This window comes from Acetobacter sp. DmW_043 (genome assembly GCF_002153485.1).
GTDB lineage: Bacteria > Pseudomonadota > Alphaproteobacteria > Acetobacterales > Acetobacteraceae > Acetobacter > Acetobacter thailandicus.
In genome coordinates, this window is record NZ_JOMN01000023.1 from 1 (window position 1) to 17,960 (window position 17,960).

Annotated in this window: 15 protein-coding genes and 1 pseudogene; 2 read left to right on the plus strand and 14 right to left on the minus strand. The window is 46.9% G+C overall.

From position 1 onward, the window contains the following. Window positions 1-50 precede the first annotated feature (50 nt). The 3 genes and pseudogenes from HK11_RS07865 to HK11_RS12340 all read right to left on the minus strand — a co-directional run. Window positions 51-444, minus strand: a pseudogene (locus tag HK11_RS07865) (transposase); the annotation flags it as partial. Window positions 445-572: 128 nt separating this feature from the next. After that, window positions 573-4,367 carry a Hint domain-containing protein gene (locus tag HK11_RS07870; RefSeq protein WP_086554810.1) on the minus strand — a complete coding sequence of 1,265 codons (3,795 nt, stop codon included), beginning with the start codon at window positions 4,365-4,367 and terminating at the stop codon, window positions 573-575. A gap of 434 nt (window positions 4,368-4,801) precedes the next feature. Beyond that, the gene (locus HK11_RS12340) at window positions 4,802-4,972 is read right to left on the minus strand and encodes a hypothetical protein (protein ID WP_158092800.1); all 171 of its coding nucleotides are present in this window, start codon (window positions 4,970-4,972) and stop codon (window positions 4,802-4,804) included. Between the two features lie 424 nt (window positions 4,973-5,396). On the opposite strand from HK11_RS12340, the gene ppk2 reads away from it, so the two are divergent. Beyond that, window positions 5,397-6,308: a polyphosphate kinase 2 gene (ppk2, locus tag HK11_RS07875; protein WP_086554811.1), complete on the plus strand. Its 912-nt coding sequence runs from the start codon at window positions 5,397-5,399 to the stop codon at window positions 6,306-6,308. Window positions 6,309-6,377: 69 nt separating this feature from the next. Here ppk2 and HK11_RS07880 read toward each other — a convergent pair whose 3' ends face one another. The 4 genes from HK11_RS07880 to HK11_RS07895 form a co-directional block, all read right to left on the minus strand. After that, a complete protein-coding gene (locus HK11_RS07880; protein WP_086554812.1) occupies window positions 6,378-7,727 on the minus strand; it encodes an inorganic phosphate transporter in 1,350 nt (449 codons plus the stop codon). Between the two features lie 207 nt (window positions 7,728-7,934). Further along, window positions 7,935-8,555, minus strand: coding sequence for a hypothetical protein (locus HK11_RS07885; RefSeq protein ID WP_086554813.1), 621 nt, complete (start codon window positions 8,553-8,555; stop codon window positions 7,935-7,937). A gap of 240 nt (window positions 8,556-8,795) precedes the next feature. Then, on the minus strand, window positions 8,796-9,131 hold the full coding sequence (locus tag HK11_RS07890; RefSeq protein WP_086554814.1) for a hypothetical protein: 336 nt from the start codon (window positions 9,129-9,131) through the stop codon (window positions 8,796-8,798). 44 nt (window positions 9,132-9,175) lie between these two features. Then, window positions 9,176-10,243, minus strand: coding sequence for a cupin-like domain-containing protein (locus HK11_RS07895; RefSeq protein WP_086554815.1), 1,068 nt, complete (start codon window positions 10,241-10,243; stop codon window positions 9,176-9,178). A 201-nt stretch (window positions 10,244-10,444) separates the two neighbouring features. On the opposite strand from HK11_RS07895, the gene HK11_RS07900 reads away from it, so the two are divergent. Next, a complete protein-coding gene (locus tag HK11_RS07900) occupies window positions 10,445-11,305 on the plus strand; it encodes a tetratricopeptide repeat protein (RefSeq protein WP_158092801.1) in 861 nt (286 codons plus the stop codon). Here the strand turns inward: HK11_RS07900 and HK11_RS07905 are convergent. The 7 genes from HK11_RS07905 to HK11_RS07935 are packed head-to-tail and all read right to left on the minus strand — an operon-like array spanning window position 11,263 to window position 17,937. Next, on the minus strand, window positions 11,263-12,000 hold the full coding sequence (locus HK11_RS07905) for a CpaD family pilus assembly lipoprotein (RefSeq protein ID WP_086554817.1): 738 nt from the start codon (window positions 11,998-12,000) through the stop codon (window positions 11,263-11,265). The genes HK11_RS07900 and HK11_RS07905 overlap by 43 nt on opposite strands. Beyond that, the gene (locus tag HK11_RS07910) at window positions 11,997-13,385 is read right to left on the minus strand and encodes a type II and III secretion system protein family protein (RefSeq protein WP_158092802.1); all 1,389 of its coding nucleotides are present in this window, start codon (window positions 13,383-13,385) and stop codon (window positions 11,997-11,999) included. Before HK11_RS07910 ends, HK11_RS07905 begins: the two co-directional genes overlap by 4 nt. Before the next feature lie 37 nt (window positions 13,386-13,422). Next, complete coding sequence (locus tag HK11_RS07915) at window positions 13,423-14,103, minus strand: response regulator transcription factor (protein ID WP_158092803.1); 681 nt, start codon at window positions 14,101-14,103, stop codon at window positions 13,423-13,425. A gap of 31 nt (window positions 14,104-14,134) precedes the next feature. After that, window positions 14,135-16,270: a type III secretion system export apparatus subunit SctV gene (gene sctV / locus HK11_RS07920; RefSeq protein WP_086554820.1), complete on the minus strand. Its 2,136-nt coding sequence runs from the start codon at window positions 16,268-16,270 to the stop codon at window positions 14,135-14,137. Beyond that, window positions 16,270-16,590 carry a lipopolysaccharide assembly protein LapB gene (locus tag HK11_RS07925; protein ID WP_143216367.1) on the minus strand — a complete coding sequence of 107 codons (321 nt, stop codon included), beginning with the start codon at window positions 16,588-16,590 and terminating at the stop codon, window positions 16,270-16,272. Before HK11_RS07925 ends, sctV begins: the two co-directional genes overlap by 1 nt. A gap of 4 nt (window positions 16,591-16,594) precedes the next feature. Next, window positions 16,595-16,975 (minus strand): hypothetical protein, encoded by a 381-nt coding sequence (locus HK11_RS07930; RefSeq protein ID WP_086554822.1) that lies wholly within the window; start codon window positions 16,973-16,975, stop codon window positions 16,595-16,597. A gap of 38 nt (window positions 16,976-17,013) precedes the next feature. Beyond that, window positions 17,014-17,937, minus strand: coding sequence for an EscD/YscD/HrpQ family type III secretion system periplasmic domain-containing protein (locus HK11_RS07935; RefSeq protein WP_158092804.1), 924 nt, complete (start codon window positions 17,935-17,937; stop codon window positions 17,014-17,016). Between the last annotated feature and the right edge of the window lie 23 nt (window positions 17,938-17,960).

Sequence of the window (17,960 nt, forward strand, 5' to 3'; positions counted from 1 at the left end):
CGAGAAATGGAATCACAGAGCAGACCTCAAAACCAGAGGGTTTTTCGAACCCTCCAGGTCGCATCAAAGCGGTTGAACAAAACATAAATTGCTCCCGCCTGTGTCAGACGCTCACGAAACAGCCAGACAGTTTTGGCATCAGGCACACGGTCCGACAGTCCCAGACCTAAAAAATCGCATGAAGGAGAGACGGTCGTTGATCAGGTATTCCGTCTGTTCGTCGGAGAGATTGTTCAGGGTCTGGATCACCAGGATTTTGAACATCAGCACCGGATCAAATGGCGGTCGTCCGCCTTTGCTTCCATCCGCACAGGCCTATGTTTTATCCAGATTAGCACGAAAGGCTTCGAAATCTACAGTCCGGGAAAAGGCTTCGAGCTGATCGCCAGGCCCGCTCAGCCGGGCAAGCCGCTCCTCAACATCAAAAAATCCCAGCTGTTTCATGAACCAATCCCCCAAATCACCATGGAAGGAATGAAATCACACAGAGGCCCTCAAAACCAGAGGGTTCCTCGAACCCTCTGGTTTCTCTTCTGACAACTTACCTTTTCAGCACTATGTTGTCTGCCATGTCAGGCAGTAAGAGAGCCTTTTGTTACATCTCCTTCAAGAAGATATGGCCCCGCACTTATAACCTCAACAGAGAGCAGCCCTACTGTATCAGGGTTACTTCTGCACAATGACAGATGAGCGCGGCCTGTCGTCCACCGGCATGCAGGGTGCTCCAGTCCTGACCACCCCCCGGCAGAATCTTCACGCAGATGCATATCAATAACACTGGTTCCTGAGGCCTCCATCAGAGTAATCTGACCAACCAGAACACCCAGATTACGCCTGTCATCAATATAAGGACCAACAGCATCAGCGGGGCGACCGGAGCGTGAGGCAATGATAACTTCCCCGACACATGCCGGCAGCATAAAAATAACCTTATTCCCTACCTGACGTGCAGGGCGGATAAGCATGTTATTACCAGCAATAAGATGCAGGTCGGCATCAGTCGTTAAAGCGGGCATATGACCGTTAAAATCAAGTCCCATTTCACCTGCCCGTTCATTAAGACGATGAAACAAAGGCTCAGCAAATTCACGGCTCACATCCAGTACGGCAGCAGCGTCCTCTTCCCACAGCTTCGCTCTCGGGCTCAGAGTGATAACATTTGTATCCTGACGGAAAACATGACGGTTACCCGTATCAAGGTAGCTTTCTGTCAGCATACCGTTTGCCATGATGACAGAGTGGTCTTCTGTTTCAATATGGAAATACTCGTAAGAAGCAAACGATGTATCATAGAAGATCGACCGGCCATTAACGAGCATACGAGCCGGGATAAATCTGTTTTCAAAAAACAGACAATGTTCAGAAGTCACCAGCAGGTCTTCAAAAGGAACACCAGGGGCAACAGCATCTTTTACTATACGCACCGGATACCCGGCCTCGTCATGCGATTTACCACGACTGATGAAACGATGTGCCCTGCCCGCCCACGAAATTTTATTACTGCTGGCCACACCATTCTGCCAGGTGAGAATATCATCACCTTCTCTCAGGTTTTGCACAGCAACAGTGCCATCAGGCGTTTCTATTAATGCACCTGCCAGAAAGCATATTTCATAAATCAGGTCATCATCTGTCGTTGAAGCCAGTTTATACCCGACACTCTTCACACCCACGATATTAACAGTGACTGTTGAACCATCTTTCAGTGTGAACATCACATGATTTTCATCAGGATATTGAACGGTTACAACATCATCAGTTTTCACACTCTCAAAAGTAACACCATCCGTGATCCCGGTACCCGACTTTTCTGAGAAACCCATGATCACTGTATTCGGGTTACCCTGACCCGTAATAATCAGACTATTGTTATCATCACCGTTAAGCGTAACTGTTCCGCCCGCTGTGGAAGGAATGGTAACAGTGGCACCGCTGGTTGTTATGATATTGCCCGAAATAACACTGCCTGCATCAGCTGTGAGTATGGCGCCACTGCTGATTGTTGTATCACCTACCGTACCACCTGAGGCAACATACACAGACCCGCCACCGCTGACCGCAGTTGTCATTGCAATACCACCGGACGTAATATCCAGTACACCGCCACTTGAAATAAACGTGCTGACAGCTGAACCATTACCACTGACTGTAATCGTCCCCGAATTACCTGCATCCCCCCCGGACAGAACACCACCTGAAAGAACGTTGATAGCACCACCAGACACAGCAAGTTTGGAAGCCGAATGATTCGCAGCAAAATTATTACCAACGTTAAGCGTGCCACCAGCAAGCAATGTCGTATAAGTTGTTACTGCACCGGCTGAAACAGTCAGCTCACCACCGCTGCTAATATTGGATGATGCGACTGTACCCCCCGAAAGGGCTGTAACAGCTCCACCACTAAGGATAGATGTAGCCGACGTCACCCCAAGAACGGCCAGCGTACCGCCACCTGAGACAATCGTGCCGGAAGCAACGCCGCCACTACTTAAATTAATAGTACCACCGGAAAGCGCATCCCCACCGGATAAAGCTCCTCCGGAGAGAACATTAATAACCGCGCCTGATGAAGCAGTTAAATAACGGTTATGATTAGCAATAAAATTTCGAGCTAAATTAAAAGTTCCGCCGGCATTAAGGTCATTTAAATTCCCAAAACCACCAGAAAAATAATTTAACGTACCACCACTACCAATAAATGTTGAAGTAACAGAACCACCAGAAGAAGCTGTAATAACGCCACCACTACCAATGGTTGCCCCAGCTATTGTTCCACCACTTGTTACTGTAGCTGTCGCACCACTAAGAATAGTTGTCGCAGAAGCTGTCCCCTGCACCGCCATTGCGGCACCACCAGCCAGTAACCCGCTCAGCTCTGTACCGCCAGCGCTAACTGTAATCTGACCTGAGAGCAATGCACCATTTGCCGCACTCAGGGTCCCACCACTTATCATTCTAGCTGAATTAACAGCTCCACCATCAGAAACATTAAGTGTACCACCACCTGAGACGACCGTATCAGCGACTGAACCGCCGCTACTAACGTTGATCCGGCCGTTAGAAGCAACATCACCCGCAGAAAGCACACCACCTGAAAGCACATTAATGGCCCCCAGATGCACCTGCATAGCGTAAACATGCCCTGCATTATAATAAGTGCCGAGATTAACTGTTCCTCCGGCATAAATATTCATGCCAGAAGCAACAGAGCCTGAAAGAAGAGTAACAACACCAGTACTTAGAACAGTCGCAGTGGTCAGATACCCACCAGACGAAACCGTAACAGCACCACCACTGCTAATTGTCGTAGCAGAGGCAGTGCCGGATACAGCCATAGTACCACCGCCAGAGACGATCGTGCCCGAAGCTACACTGCCACTGGTAACGTTAATTGTACCGCCTGAAGCCACATCACCAGATAAAAAAGCACCACCGGACATCACATTAATAACGGCACCTGAACTGGCCGTATGATAGTCATGATGTGCAGCAGCAAAACTATTCCATACATTAAGAGTGCCGCCAGCAGAAAGGATTGTATTATTTGTAGTTGCACCTGATAAAATATTAAATATACCACCACTACTTATATTAACTATATTTGTACTTCCACCAGAAGACAAAACAATCTCACCGCCACTCAGAGCGGTTGATCCGGAAGCTACACCACTGATATTAAAAAGCCCGCCACCGGAAACAATCGTACCAGAGGCCACTGCTCCACTGCTAACGTTAATCGTACCGCCAGAGGCCACGTGGCCTGAAACAATAGTACCACCTGACGATACATTAATTTCTGCACCGGAAGAGACTGTTAATGATGTCTGATATTGAAAATCATAAGTTGTTTGATTGCCAATATTAATAGTACCACCAGCGAGTAAGCTGGTATATGTCCCGGTTCCACCTTCAGTAAATTCGAGCAACCCGCCACCTGACACAATTGTCCCAATGGCCTTTGCTCCCTTGCTAACATTAATCGTACCGCCAGAGGTAACATCACCCGCTGAAAGAGTGCCTCCGGACATGACATTGATTAACGCGCCTGAACTCGCAAGCTTAGTAGTCTGATGCTTTGCATTAAATGTATCACCAATATTCAGTGTACCACCAGCAAGCAATGTTGTATCTGAACTATAGCCGCTGGCCAAAATTGTCAGTGTACCCGATCTGCTTATCGTCGTACCTGATATATATCCACCAGAAGAAACAGTAACCGCTCCGTCAGAAACAATTGTCACTCCATTATAAGAACCACCGGAAAAAACAACTGCTGACGAATAAGTTCCACCACCAAAGTTACCTGGAGCCGTGGTGCCGCTAACAGTATCAATAACATACAAAGTACCACCTGAAACGACACTCATTATACTTCTCCGGCAATTAAAAGATAATTTAGAAAAACACTACACAACAATAAATAAAATGTGTCATTATTTTTTTAACAAAATGATAAATTAAATAAAAATCTTCGTGATACTCAATGTAAATTAATTTTTATTCATAATTTGAGAGCATAAACTTGTAATCATGACATTCTCTTTTTTACATACCGTAAAAAGGTGAGCTTCCATTTTTCATGACTGGAAATGAATGAAATGACGAGCATCTCAGAGTCATACCACAGAGACTTCTCACTCACAGGAAGCTTTCTGAATTCCCGGACTGTTTAACCGGTGACAGAAGATATTTCATTAACCAGAAGACAGCATCTGCACCAGCAGTGTGCAGAACACACAGAACGATGAGTATAGGTCACGTGCTTTTGTCATGGGGATCATCGGAAAAAAAGAGGCCATTTTCACCCGTCAGGCGCCAGAACGAAGCCTGCCTCCTTTAGCCGCACGCACAGCCTGACGTAATGGACAGTTGAACTGACAGAATACAGAAACAGCTCAGGCGGTGCAGGAAGCGTTACTAAAAACCAGACCAGCAACGCCTGAGCACAGAGAGCTGGTTCAGAAACTCGCACATCTGCTTCCCGTCAGGATATTCCTGCCCCCGGCAGCTGAAGCCTGAACCGAAACAAGAAGTGACGTGCAAAAACGCACCAGAAACGTGGAAACCACCCCCAATATAAAAGAAGAAAGGCAGCTTTGAGGAAGGGATCATAATGTCCGATGTCCAGTTATGGGATCAGAAATTTGGCATTAAAATCGACTAAAAATATTTCTTCCAATTGTTGTTATTTTAGGCTCAGTAATCATTCCTTGAGATAGAAGAAGAAGTCTGCTGCGATATGAATTGCAGAAATGATAGACTGTGAGTTTGATGTGCTCTCTGAGTATATAATATTCCGGCATATAAATATCGTCATTGAACTTTCATTCGTTGAAGCTGTAAGTTTATCGTAACTCCTGTGGCTACAAGTTAACCAGACCAATAAGGACACAACTATGCACAGTAGCGACAAAACCTTCCTGAATGACAATATGAGAGAACAAATTCGCCGGGAGATCATTGATGACCTCGATGAAGAATTTGAATTATCACTGGAAGAAGACATAGCTGGTGGCCAGCTGGATGAAGCTTCACGTGCCTTCAGACGTACCTACTTTCACGAACTGGTACGCCTGCAGGGGGAGCTGGTTAAACTACAGGACTGGGTCAAGAACACAGGACACAAGGTCGTTGTCATTTTTGAAGGACGGGATGCGGCCGGCAAAGGAGGGGTAATAAAACGTATAACACAACGTTTAAATCCCCGTGTTTGTCGTGTTGCAGCCTTACCAGCCCCTAATGATCGTGAGCGAACACAATGGTATTTTCAGCGTTATGTGTCACATCTTCCCGCAGCAGGAGAAATCGTATTATTTGACAGGAGCTGGTACAATCGCGCTGGTGTTGAGCGTGTTATGAATTTTTGTAGCGATGATGAATACGAAGAATTTTTTCGTGCCGTACCTGAATTTGAACGAATGCTGGTGCGCAGCGGCATACAAATTATAAAATACTGGTTTTCTATCACTGATTATGAACAGGAAAGCCGTTTCCGCGCCCGCATTGAAGACCCCCTTAAACAGTGGAAACTTTCTCCCATGGATCTTGAAAGCCGCCGCCGCTGGGAGGACTATACCCTTGCTAAAGAGATTATGCTGAAACGATCGAACATACCAGAAGCACCATGGTGGGTTGTACAGGCTGTTGACAAAAAACGGGCACGCCTGAACTGCATCTCTCACTTACTGGCACAGGTACCATATGAGGCAGCGCAACACCCTGATATTGTATTACCAGAACGCATTTTTCATCCTGATTATGAACGCAAGCCTATTCCCGAAACTATGCTTGTACCAGAGCTGTATTAAAATATTTATATAAAAAAGAAAAATAGTTTAGCCAGGCGAGCCATATGATATGGCTCGCTTTTTTACGTTTCAGGCCATGATATAAAACAAACAGGCAGACACAACTATCGTAACAGGTAACGTCGTAAGCCAGGCGAGTGCAATTTTACTCAGGGTTCGCGCATTAATACCACTTCCTGCTGCAACCATTGTTCCCGCAACGCCAGAAGTAATGATATGTGTAGTGGAAACGGGAAGTCCTGTATAACCAGCTGTGGCAATTAACCCTGCGCCAACCAGCTCAGAAGCCGCTCCCTGTGCGGGTGTCAGATGTTGCTTTCCAATCCCCTCCCCCAGGGTTTTAACAATACGACGATAGCCCACCATTGTACCTATACCCAGGCACAGTGCGCTAAGAATACGTACCCACATCGGTGCATACTCTACACTGGGGCGTAAACGACTGGCTAATTTTTTAGCCTGTATCCGTTCAGCACCTGACGCCGCGGGGTTTGCGCTGACATCCTGAACGCCTGAAAGGATCTGATACACATCTCCTCTCACTACTGATGCTGTAACAGGAACGGATGGATTACTCAGACGTTCAACTGATTCAAGCGCATCCTGACGAAAATTAAAGCGATCATACTGAGCAATAAGCGGGCGAGCCTCAATAGCAATGCCAGCCAGCTCAGAACGATTGATAGGATGGCCAGGATTCATAGCAAATGATGCCGGCAACAAACCTATAATTGTCAGCATAATTAAACCGATACTTTTCTGACCATCATTGCTGCCATGTGAAAAACTAACTGAAGTACAAGTTAAAATTAAAAGACAACGCACAACCGGATGCGGTTTATCATCCTGATCAGGCGGAGTGAATAATGCTGGAAGTTTTACAGAGGCACGGATGAGGAGATACAGAATTCCTGCGAGAATAAACCCTAAAACAGGCGAAACAGCCAGGGCACGCAGTACTTTCCAGATCTGGCTCCAGTCAACCGAATGTCCCAGATCACGGGCATGCAAAAACGAATCACCAATAGCTACACCGATCAAAGCACCGATTGTGCAATGAGATGAAGAATTGGGAATACCCAGCCACCAGGTCAGCAGGTTCCATGCCAGCGCAGTACCAAACAATGCTGCAAGCATTGGTACTGCCGGATTACCATTAGGCGGGGTCAGCACATCGGGCGGAAGCAGTTCTACAAGGGCGTAAGCAACAGAAATGCCACCCAGCAGCACACCGACCAGATTCATTAACCCAGACCAAATAACAGCAGTACGCGGTTTTAGAGATCGTGTGTAAATAACAGTCGCAACTGCGTTAGCTGTATCATGAAATCCATTAGCAAATTCAAAGACACAAACAAGGACAAAACAAATTATCAGGGCAACAACAGATGCCGTTGATGATGGAGCTAATTGCAACATGAGCACTCCGGATTCAGAAAAATGATTTCCTGTCTATATCCGTCATTAATCATATTATTAACAGATCATGATTTATAATTTCTTAATATATTCATAAAATTCTTATGAAAAATTTTTACATGATAATTATACAATGCGGGCAGATTAAAATTTTAATCTGCCCGTTAAATTTATTAAAAATTTATATCGTTTTTAATCAGTTATATTCTACACCTGGTTCAGGTCCGGAGCTTTACTGATATAAGGAAGTGTATCAGAACCTGAATTTTCTGAAGAAGAAGATGTATCATCTTTCTTTTCTGATTCTTCATGATTTTCAACGCTCATAACCATACTTGTTAAACCTACACCCGAACTCAAAACCCCCAGCGCAAGTGTCAGCGGCTTAAGAGATTTGTCAAGGCGGTCACCATAGTCTTTAATGCTTTCTCCTGGCTGTTTTTTTAAAATATTTATTATTGTATCTTCATTTTTTGTTTTAAACCCTTTAAAATTACCAGGTTTTACAGCAGAAGATTCGGTTGTAGCATCCGATACCAGACCTTCATCACGCCCTGCAAGCTCTTGCTGATTTTTCACTGAACCAGAAGCAGATTGTTCCGTATTTTCATTCGACGCTAAATTTTCTTCCTGAGACGGCTCCTCCACCACACCAGATTGTTCCGCATTTTCATTCGACGCTGAATTTCCGTTAGATGGTGTAAAATGATTAGAAAATTCTTCACTATTTGTATTATTTACAGAAGCATCCGTAATTTCATCATCAGCATCTCTATTTTCGCTGGCTATCTCGGAAACACCTGTTTCCCTAGAAAAAATATGTCCCATTTATTTATACCCCTCTACTGCCATTACCGTACACATCAATACTTCAGAACCATAAGGCATCCAGAATAATCCCTGGCTTTGCTCATCTTTTTTAAAAGGCAAAGCTGTCCTTATCCTGATTTCAAAATGTCGAATTTTCTAAAACTATGAACATATCAGAAATAAAAACCCGACATATACCTTTGTTAAAAACCTAACCTAAAATACAACACGCCGGTAAATAACATGATGTTTTTAAAATTATAAATGATTAACAACAGTAATTAATCTGGTTTCTGGCAAAGTATCAGATGTAGAAACAGTATTCTCTGGCCGGTGATTCACGACTGTAATAACTCTTATATCTGACGTGGTATGTAATGCAGATGTTTCAGAATTTTCTGATGGTTTAGAATTCTGCATCACAGTAATCGTTTTTATATGTGGATTATTTTTAGCGCCGTCAGAACCAGTCAGCTCATTTAAAAGCTCTGTAAACACAGCTTCCAGTTTAGAATCTGAGAGATTTTCAGTGTTACCTGAAGAAGGCTGTGATAACGCACTGCCCTGCGCTGAAGATGTATCAAGAGCTACCATTTTTCATCACCTTTATTTAAAAACCACTGAATTTATTATTAAATTCAGATGATACTGGAGTAGTCAGGTGGATAATCAATAAAATGATTAGGCATCCCGCGTAAATTTGTAAGACTTATGCTGATACTTGCTGTCTCACCTGTTACGTGATGCCACCAGCCTGCCGGAATATAAAGCATGTCGCCCGGCTCAACAGTAATATCGATTGCCGCAGCATTTCTGAACTCTGCATGTTGCTCAGGGATGTTCTGCGTCGGATCTACCGGGCTGAAAATCCACCTGTCATTACACATATAAGGGACCTGAGTTGCCGGGTAGAGACGAAATCTTTTACGACCGTAAATCTGACAAAACAGAATATGATTCAGGTCCTGATGCATCCCCGTTACGATGCCTTCAGGCCCCATCCATAAAAACATAGATTTCGCTAAATATTCACTATTAAGGTATGAATCCCCTATATTACCAATCTGCTCTCGCAATGCTGCGAATGGCGACTGATCGAGAAAAAAGTTATTAGCCGTCAGATAAAGGTCATTCCCCCTGCCATGAAGCATAGCAGAAATAAGCTCTTCAAAAGGAATGAAACGCTTAAGCTTCTCACCTTTCTCTTCATATGCACTTTCACCTGTTCGGCCTGCCTGCACCTGTATTTTTGTGCCAGCCCCGACAAGCTCAAGTAACGACTGAGGTGTCCAGTGGCGGGCTGCCCAGTGGTCAAAGCCACCGCTAAACAAACCGGCACGGTTTATCGACAAAAAATTCTGAATAAATGTTTTATAGGCAGGCAGAGTTTCTTTTTTAAGGCGAAAATAATCGCTGTTCATACGATGATAAAAGTCAAGCGTTTTCAGCAATGATTCACGCTTTCTGGCCACTACCATACAACGCCGCGCTGCATATGTGTACGGACTGTTTTCTGCCTGTGCTATCTCACGATCAGCAAGCTCACCAGGTGTATTACCATTGATAAGAATTGTTCTTATCTGCCCGGCCGTATAGCCCTTTGCCAGGCTTTCGGCGATCCAGACCTGAACAGAGCGGGAAAGAACCTGTGTTTGTACTCTCTGCTCTGGTCGCGATAAATGTTTTTCGGCAGACGTCAGATTCATTCCACTAACCTGTTAACACACCATAAATCGCTGTCACGGTTTCACCGCAACGGCTTGGCTATGTCACAGAAAGCTGACCCGGACCTGACGTGTAACATAATCTTAAAAAATCTATATTAAGAAAATACTTTTAATATTGGTATTATAAAATCCGCCTGATTTTCTCAGCGCTCTGTTATGTGTCATAATAAAGGTTTCTACATGCCGCGGTCCTCTTTGCCACTCACAGCTTTATCCAGAGTGGTCATTGCAATTTTTGCGGCAACGCTCCTTGCCGGGTGCGTCACAAATAATTCACACAACCTTTCAGATGCAGCCCGACAACAAAAGGCTGCTCATAACCCAGACGCTATGATGAGAATAGGCACCAGTGCTGAAACCCGTGGTGACTGGGCTGCGGCTGCCGTATTTTACGGCCACGCGATGCAACTACGCCCTGATAATGCTGACTATGTCATAGCTTATGCCAATGCTCTTATGCATAATGGTCATGCAGAAGAAGCAATCAATGCTATTCATAAAGCTGAAAACTATTCATCTGATCATAACAAAATACAGCTTACACTTTTCCTTGCCCGCCTGCTCAATACAGCGCGCCGCTCTCAGGAAGCCATTGCAGCTCTACACCCTCTGATAGAACAACACCCTGACTCGGCACCTCTTCGTGTTGCACTCGGCGTCGCCTATGAACTGTCAGGAGATTCACCAGGAGCACAGCAGGCCTACCTGACGGCTTTAAAAATTGACCCGCATAATATTGCAGCACGTAATAATCTCGCTCTCTCTGAAGCGCTGGACGGACAGAACGAAACAGCCCGTAAAGCACTTCTGGCCTTGCGCACGGAAGCTGTAGAAACAGGAGCCCCCGCCAGCTCACTCGCCACCATTGATGGAAACCTCGCTATTGTTTATGCGCTTGAAGGTAACCTCACTGATGCGCGCCAGGCCGCACAGGGTGCTGCCCTTAATAGCGAAGAGACAAGACAAAATATGCGTTTTTATTCGTTTCTCCACGCATCTCAGGGAACAGAGTCTGCATCATCATCTGTGTTATCAGACTGACCTGCTGTTCTGGCCGCAAGCGGTGTTGTTGTCGTGGTCTCAGCCGGCATCGTCTGGCTTGCAGGTGTCAGACTGCTATCACTCCCGCCGGCTGAACCAGAAGCACCAGAAACTGAACCTGAACCTGTCTGCGATACAGGCTGCTGCTGGTTATTTTTATCCGCCCCCTGCTCCCACAATTCAACAACCCGGCCAAATCTTGCCCCGTTAGCAGGTTGCAGATGCGCCGGCTGAACCAGATCTCCCGGATTATCAATTTCTTCAGCCAGTGCACTGGCCTGCACACATGATCCGGTAGCAGACAAGCTGTTCGAGACATCTCCTGTCCAGCTTTTATGAACAGCCAGGCCGCAGTCAGGCCGCGCGACGAGGTAACGTCTCATCACCAGCATATCTGCCGGTGAATCCACATAATAAATCCGGGCAGCATTAACACCTGCATGGGTTAACATATGCCTTATTGTTTCAGCCTGCTGTTTATTAACGCTGCTAAGTGTCACATGCAGTTTTTGCGGGTCATTTATTTTTGCCAGTGCCTGCGCCACGGCCTGATAAGCCCCCTCCTCTGACAGCGATATGCTGATGTCATTCTCTCCCACGAGTAATGGCGGCGGTTTGTTACCCTGACGTGCCCAGTGCATATCACAACCAGCGACAAAAAACGGAAGCAGAGTCAGTAAGATGTATTTTTTCATTGATACAGAAACCCTCCTGCACCCTGCAGATGCGGTGCGCGCAGGGCATCAATATCACCATGCGTGGCACTGGCAGTACGATGTAGCAAAAGCGCCTCAAAAGCTGATGCTGGCCTGATATAATCAGTCGGCAACACAGGTACATGATCAGATGGATGCACAATATAAGCTGTTACAACAATCAGCAGCTCACTTTCATTGCGTTGAAAAGACGTAGAACGGAACAACGCTCCCAACACAGGAATATCACCCAGCCCGGGCACTTTCGAAATTGTATTACTCGCATCATTAGAAATCAGACCACCAATGGCAAAACTCTGACCGGAGGCAAGCTGTATAGTGGTATCGGCCCTGTTTGTACGAATTGCCGGCACGATATTCCCGCTTCCGCCGGAGAGGGAATACGCCCCATCAACAGCTTCCATCGACACCGTGCTGACTTCAGGTGCTACGTGCATGCTTATAGTACCGTCAGACAGAACCGTCGGTGTAAAGTTTACACTTACTCCATAATTTTTATATGTAATGCCAACCGAACCAAGCCCCTGAGGCACCGGAACAGGGAACTGCCCGCCGGACAAAAATTTTGCGGTTTCGCCCGACATTGTTGTCAGATTAGGCTCCGCCAGCATTGTTGCCAGACCTTCCGTCGCCATAGCGTCGAGGGTGCCAGTTACTGATGAGCTCCCGTTAGTATAACTGCCTGATAGTGTATTTGTTGCACTTGATACAGTTTTAATGGCACTGGGCAATTCGCTCAGACCACCGGTAGCCGCTCCGATAGCAAAAGACCCCACACCGTTAAAAACGGTTGTCCAGTTAAACCCAAGGTCCTGCGATACCTTACGCTGTACTTCGGCTACTCTGACCTGCAGGTTAACCTGCACAGCCTGGCTTATGGTCAGCCGGTTTATAATCTGCTCTCCCGGGCCCGCATACTGACGCGCAAGTGCGGTCAGATGCGCTGCTGCCCGTGCATCTGGCACCCGACCGGACAGAACAACACCCTGAGGTGAATTTTCTACCTGGATATTCTGCCCGCCTTCAGCCTGAATAGCCTGATGCATAGCATCCATATTAAAAGTGACTGTTACGTCACCCGAAATCATTTTCCGGCCACTCTGATCAAGCACAATAAAGGTGGTATGACCGGGCTTTTTACCAAAAATAAAGAGGTTGTTATTATCGGTATACTGTACGTCCATAATTGCCGGATCAGCAATCATAACATTTGCCACCTGTCCGGGCAGAGAGATGAGCTGCCCGCCGCCGACTGTCAGCGTCATATTATGAATGCCCTGAACCTGCCGGGCACTGAGAGAAGAACTAAGTGCCAGCATAGTCGCTGAAGCAGTGCATAAAAGCCTGACAGGCCTGATTGCCATGCGAATATGCCAGATTTTTTTTAAAAACATTTTATTGCTAACCACACTCTGCAGCCAGCCGGTAACCAACGCCTCGCACGACCTCAATTTTCACATGCGAGCCAGCTTTAGCCAGCTGCCTGCGGATACGGCTGACACGTACTTCTAAAGAATTTGGGCAATATTCTGCCAGTGCACCATATACATCGTGTTCAAGCCCGGCACGTGGCACCACACGCCCCCGACGACGCATAAGAGCTTCAAGAATAAACGTTTCGCGTTTCTGAAGCTGCAAAGCCAGGCCACCCACTGACACTTCACGCGTGAACGGACAAAGCGTGACATCACTAAATTTATGATAATCATTGGTCTGCACACGAGAGCGACGTAAAACGGCACGAATACGGGCAATAACCTCACGTGGTGTAACTTCGCGCGTTACGCTGTCATCCGCTCCTGACTCAAGGGCAATAATTCGCTCTTCAGGTGTGTCTGTAATCAGCAGAAGAAAAGTGTCCTCAGCAGCACCCCTGATAGTTTTCCTGTCTCGCCACCACGTCTTATAATCACCATCATACACGCGGGGGTCAAAAATAACGGCATCATAATGCCCCTGTGTCAGGGCATAGCTGGCATCTTCAAACATAATAAAAATATCTGTACCAAAACCAGCATGATGTAAGTGCTTTGCCAGACTGTTTGCAAAGCTCTGATCGGGTGACATGATCATCAGTCTCATGATCTTCTCCTGCCTCGTCCTTTTACCCGGGCTATTTTCCTGCAATAGCCTTGTCATTTCCAAAAAAGCCCATCCCGACAGAACCAACAGGATGAACCGGAAATTCTTCAGCCAGATCCTGATAAGAAAGTACGGCGTTATCGAAGCCGTTACGCATCAGAAACCCTCTGACAAACCGACGTGTATCCACTGAACACACCACAACTGGTTTTGTAATTTCAGTGTCTTCACCCATGTTACCCTGGGCTGCATTAAGGCAGTCACGCACTGCATCAAGCAGGTTTTGTGAGGCATCTGCCTCCAGCGCAAGAAATGCTCCTGAAGGTGCCTCACGAACAGATTTACGAATGATTTCATCTGCTTCATGCGTCATAACAACAGCAGCAATAGCCTTTTGTGCAGAGGCATAACGATGACATATCTGACGCGATAAAGCCTGGCGTACATGCTCTGTCAGTAACGGCGCTTTGCTCTCTTTCTCGCCCCACATCACAAGTGTTTCAAGTATCAGGCGCATATTGCGTAATGAAACATCTTCTTCCACAAGGCGGCGCAATATTTCTGCAAGACGCTGCACCGGCACAATTTTCAGAACCTCACGCGTCAGGTCTCCATACTCTTTTTCCACGCGCTGAATAATATGTCTGGTTTCCTGTAAGCCGACGAAACGGCCAGCATGCCGGCGCATGGCCGCACGGAAGCGAAAAACTATAACCCCGACATAATCATAAAACCCGATACCTGCTGCTCTGAGACGTCCTTCTTCCGCCATAGCAACCCATACTGAAGGCCCGGACGTTAAAAGAGGCTTTCCCTCCACCCCTTCAATTCCGGCGAGATCAAGATGCACAGGATCATCATACAGCACGAATGCATTGCGATACATTTCATGCTCTTCAATCGGGACATCTTCGAGATCAATTGAAAACCGTAAATCATCCGTATGACCAGCAGTGCGCACGCATGGAGCAGGACAACTGAAACCAAACTCTTTTTCAATGTCAGAACCAGCACGGGCCAGAAAGCGCTCAAGACGAGAGCGATCACACACAGCGGCCATCCCCGGGGTCAGGGTAATAGCCAGCAATGACGTAAACTGCTCACCGGGCTTTAATTGCCCTTCAGGAACGGATATTTCAGGAAAAATTCCATCAGCAAGCTCAGATTCATCTACAGATTTTCGTCGTGTCAGCTTATCAAAAATAGCTTTCCAGTCAGGACGACTGCCGCAAAAGAAGAGTAATGCCAGAACAAAAAATACAGATTTAGGAAAACCAGGGATGAGCCCCATTGCCAGCAATATACATGATGCCACGCGCAGCGCGCCTTTATGCGATGTCAGCTGGCCTGCCATATCACGCCCGAGGTCAAGACCATGCCCCCCGACACGGGTAACAACAATTGCCGCAGTAATTGACAACAGCAAGGCCGGAATCTGAGAAATAAGCGCGTCACCAACAGTCAGCAGCGTATATGTGTGCATGGCTTCACTGGCAGACAGGCCACGCTGTGCAATACCAATGCTAATACCCCCCACAAGGTTCACAATAATAATAATTAACCCTGCAATAGCATCGCCTTTTACAAATTTTAGCGCACCATCCATTGCGCCATGTAACGCGCTTTCACTCGATAATTCGGCTCGCCTTCGCCTTGCCTCAATAGCATCGATGTCACCAGAGCGCAGATCGCTGTCAATGCTCATCTGTTTACCTGGCATGGCATCAAGCGTAAAACGTGCACCAACCTCGGCTACACGTTCAGTACCTTTTGTAACAACGATAAACTGAACAGTCGTTACAATTGCAAAAATGACCAGACCAACAACAATATTCCCCCCGATAACAAACTCGCCAAAAGTTTCGACAATCGTACCGGCATCAGCAGTCGTGAGAATAAGGCGGGTCACCGTGACCTCAAGAGCCAGGCGAAAAACTGTAGAGATCAGAATAATACCAGGCAAGGCCGTCAGATCGAGGGGGGAGCGCAGATATACTGCAACCATCAGCAGCAGAACAGATAAGCTCAAATTGCAGCCAATAAGTATATCGGCCAGAGCCGCTGGCAATGGCATGATCAGCATGCCGATAGTCAGCATAAGAACCAGAACAAGAGCCAGATCCTGACGCTGGCTCATAACACGGAAAAAAGGTGTCAGAGCCTTCATCAGCGCAGAGCCCGCGTATAACAGGCAAAAGCCGCACGGGCCTCCTCCAGGCGCCCAAGCTGATGCAACGCACGTGCCCGCAACAGAGTATGAGCATTATCAGAAACGGGCCTGATCTCTTCAAGACGGTCCAGAACGGCGAGAGCCAGCTCGCCCCGTCTGATCATTGTATAAACATGCGCCAGCATACGCAGGCTTTCGCAATCATCAGGCTGCTGAGAAATTACCAGCAGCAGCATTGGCAAAGCCCGCCAGTTACGACCACAGCAAATATACAGATAAGCCAGAGAGACCAGAAGATCGCGCTGATCGCGCTCCATCACATTATCCGCCAATTATATTGCTGGAAGCATGAAGTAACCTGTCGAGACTGGCGATTTCATGACGTAATGTATCAAGACCGCCAGGCACAACCGGTGCCGTATTAGCATGCGAAGATATCCGTGCTTCCAGACGCCGCAAAAGAAGCCGCCTCTGCGCAGGCATCAGCACAGCGGGGTTACAAATATGCGGCATAATATGCGTAAAAACAGCGTTAATAACACTCGGCGGGTCTATGCTGTCGGTTATTTCATCCTCAGCAAAAAGCGCTTCCTGAACTGACGCAACCTCTGTTTTCAGTAAAGGATCATCACTTTGCACAGATACATCCTGCAAAGCACGATCGAGCCTGACAGAGCCTCCGCCATCAATCCTTTGAAACACATAGACCTCATATCGCTATCGCACCTCAGACTCGCAGATCAGTAACGAACGTTAATGATTTGCGAACCTTTACTCATAACTATGCGATGAGATCTGATTTCTAAAAGAGACAATCCTGTTACAATTTCTGATCCGGCTTTATAACGCTGGGCATGCACAACGATATTGGGGTTCTTCCCGGTCCATACCGCCTGCACAGGCAGGTCGGGTGGCGGACTGTCTGACCCGACAGTAACCTTAGAAATCCAGACATACTGCGTGCCAAAAGCAGAATCGAACCATTTTTCTATTATATGAAATTTTGCCATATCCTGCGCCGGCAGAGTGCCCTCAACAGTCACAACACCTGACTCAGCACTGACTTTAAGAGCTGACAGGCGCTCGCGGGCAATGGCACTTACAACCTTTTGCCCCAGGGCCGCATCGCTTAACGTGGCCTCTCTGATCAAAGATCCGGTCCCGACATTATCAGCGCTCTGGCTGGCTGGTGGCACAAACGGCTTCTCTTTACCCATCGCGTCAGGGTGTAATGCTGCCTGACACAAAAGAATTCCCAGAACCACGGCAACCCCACCGGCAATTAACACAACCGGATTGAGCTTTTTTGTCGATCTGTTTTTTTCTGAAACCTCAGAAAACTGCGCAGACAAAGTAGAAACATCACCAACATTCTGCCTGGAGCACAGCGCAATTGTTACACCTGCAACCCTCAGACCCGCAGGTGCTCTGATCTCTCTTTTTTCATGCACCGCCAGCGGTGCATCATCAACAAAGACATCTGAACTGAGAGCTGTGACTGAAAAAATATCAGGTCCGATACGCTCTACAGACACATGCCGGGCAACAATGCCCTCATCAAGCAAGGCCATACCGGCTTCAGGGCCGGAGCCAATCACCACCGGGGCACCACTGGCAGAAATCATTTTTGCTTCAGCATGCAAGCCATTATGCACCTGTAACATAAAAGAATTTTCTGCGTTCATAA